Consider the following 2,929-nt stretch of genomic DNA (forward strand, 5'->3'; position numbering starts at 1 on the left):
TGCGGGCGGTGGGTCACCTCGCGAGGTGACCCACCGCCGTCGTCATGCCCGGACCCCGACCGGACAGCGGGTCAGCCGGCGAGCTCCGCGACCTCGGCGTCGGACAGCGCCCGGTCGAAGACCCGGACGTCGTCGACGTCACCCCGCAGGTGGTCCACCTCGTTGCCGCCGTACTGGCCCCGGCCGATCACGAGGGAGCCCTCGGTGTCCGGCGCGGTGCAGACGCCCTTGGTGGCGACCAGCTCGCCGTCCACGTAGAGCGACAGGGTGCCGGCCTCGGCGTCGCGCACGCCCGTCAGGTGGTACCACTGGCCCGGGACGGGCTTGGTGGGCGAGAGTGCACGCGTGCCAACAAAGCTCATCGCCCAGCGCTGGTCCTGCCCCGAGTACTGCAGGAAGAACGCGCTGTTGCTCCCGGTGTCCTGGCTGACCACGGTCTGGAAGCCGCCGTCGGCCACGTCCAGCCTGGCCCAGGCCGAGACGCTGTAGGAGCCGCCCGTGCGCACCAGGGACTGTCCTGTGTCGGCCTCGCCGGCGCCGTCGAACGACAGGCCGCCGCCCGCCAGGCCGTCGGTCCAGGTGGCGCCGGTCAGGGTCGCGTCGGCGTCGCCGACGCCGTCCGCCGCCACGGTGCCCGATCCCTCGTCGAAGCCCCAGGCGTGCACGCCGGCCAGGCCGGGCGTGCCCGGGTCGACCACCGGCGGCTCGCCGCCCGTGCCGTCGGCGCCCGCGATGATCGACTCGTTGACGGCCCGCACCTGGCCGAAGTCCATCTTCTCGACCTGGCGGTCGTAGGTGAAGAACCCGTTGACCTCGTGCTCGACGTCGGTGATCTGCGTGTAGATCGACCCGCTGATGCCGCACTGCTGCGCCGACGTGAGCACGTCCTCCTGGTTCTGGACGTAGCGGCGGGTGAGCGTGGCGGCGTCGGGCGTCATCTCGTACGCGTGGCCGTCGTCGAACCACATGTGCCTGTCCACCTCGAGGCCGAAGCCGCCGTGCTCGCCGTCGATCGACGCGCGGGTCGCGTCCGGCACCGGCTGGGCCGGGCCTACGTACTGGTGCCAGTCGAGGACGTCGCCCGCGCCACTGTCCCCCAGCGAGTCGCAGCAGTTCACGCCGGAGTGCGCGTTCACCAGCCGCGTCGGGTCCTGCGCCTTGACCTCCCGGGCGATCCGCCCGGTCGCGTCCCTGGACCACTCGCCCCAGCCCTCGTTGAACGGCACCCAGCCGATCACGGAGGTCCAGCTCGAGTTCTGGTCGACCATCTCGTGCAGCTCGCGCTCGAAGCGCTCCTGCGCCTCGACCGGCGGGCGGCCGGGCTTCATCGCCGGCATGTCCTGCCACACCAGCAGCCCGAGCCGGTCGGCGTGGTAGAACCAGCGGTCCGGCTCGACCTTGATGTGCTTGCGCACCGTGTTGAAGCCGAGCTCCTTGTGCCCCACCAGGTCGAACGCGAGGGCCTCGTCCGTCGGCGCGGTGTAGATACCGTCGGGCCAGTAGCCCTGGTCGAGCGTGGACAGCAGGAACAGGATCTCGCCGTTGAGCGTGACGTGGTTGCGCCCGTCCTTGCCCTTCGCGATCCCGATCTCGCGCATGCCGAAGTAGGAGCCCACCGTGTCGACGACCCGGCCGCGCGCGTCCCGGACGTACACCTGGAGGTCGTAGAGGTACGGGTCGTCCGGCGTCCACAGGTGGGCACGGGGCACGCGCACCGAGACCTCGTCGCCGACGACGCCGGTGGCGCGCGCCACGGCTGTCCCTTCCCCGCCCTCCGCGCCCATACCGCCCTCCGCACCCATACCGCCCTGCGCGCCCGTCGCCGCACGATCGGCGTCGGACGCCGCGCTCCCCCTGCGCACGACGACGTCGACCCTGCGGCCCGCAGCGGCGTCGCTGCCGTCCACGGTGAGGGTCAGGGTGCTCGTGTCGACGTCGGTGGTCATGTCCAGCCGCTCGGCGTGGGCGCCGGCGACCGGCTCCATCCAGACCGTCTGCCAGATCCCGGAGGCGCCCTCGTAGAAGATGCCGCGGTCGGGGACGTTGCGCTGCTTGCCGACGGGCTGCCAGGTGGCGTCGGTGCGGTCGGTGACGCCGACCAGCACCTCCTGCGGGCCCGACGCCGTCAGGGCGTCCGTGACGTCCGCCGAGAACCGGCCGTACCCGCCCTCGTGGTGGGCTACCTCCTGCCCGTTCACCCACACTGTCGCGGCGTGGTCCACGGCGCCGAAGTTGAGCAGCACCCGCTGGCCCGACGTGCGCCAGGTGTTCGGCACCGTGACCGTGCGGCGGTACCACATGTGGTCCTCGTGCCGGTCGATGCCCGACAGCTCGGACTCCGTCGGGTAGGGCACCAGGATGTCCTCGGCGAGGGTCTCGCCGAAGGGCGGCGCCTCGCCCTCCGCGGCCCCGGCGAACTCCCAGAGCCCGTTGAGGTTCGCCCAGCGGTCGCGGGTGAGCTGGGGGCGGGGGTACTCCGGCAGCGCGTTGTCCGGCGTGACCTCCTCGGTCCACGGCGTCGGCAGGTGCGCGTCGGTGACCGGCCACGCGGCCTGGTCGCCGTCGGGCCCGGTGGCGGCCGGTGCGGAGGTACCCGGCACGACGGCGAGCACGGCGCCGGTGGCGAGTGCCACGAACGCCGCGCCGACCCGGCGTCGGGCAAGGGGTCGGGCAAGGGGTCGGGCAAGGGGTCGGGCAAGGGGTCGAGCTGTGGCTGGTACGGGGGTGGCGGAGAGCTGTCTGCGGTGCGACCTTGCTAGCGACATCGGCGTCACCTTCCTGGTCAGAGCACTACTGGCTACGTTGCCAGGCATCACCGTAGCGGCGGGCAGCGGCGTCGCCTACCCTCATTTCCGCCATTTCAATGCGGCAAAAAACCGTGGACAATCGTGGCCCCGCACGACGACGCCGGGCGGGTGGCTTCCGGAGA

General features: G+C 72.3%; 1 protein-coding gene. It reads right to left on the bottom strand.

What is annotated here, in order from left to right:
• Positions 1-71: 71 nt before the first annotated feature.
• The gene (locus tag ACFT2C_RS29005) at positions 72-2,633 is read right to left on the bottom strand and encodes a LamG-like jellyroll fold domain-containing protein (protein WP_377210568.1); all 2,562 of its coding nucleotides are present in this window, start codon (positions 2,631-2,633) and stop codon (positions 72-74) included.
• Positions 2,634-2,929 lie beyond the last annotated feature (296 nt).

The organism is Promicromonospora sp. NPDC057138 (genome assembly GCF_042670845.1).
In the GTDB taxonomy this organism is placed as follows: domain Bacteria; phylum Actinomycetota; class Actinomycetes; order Actinomycetales; family Cellulomonadaceae; genus Promicromonospora.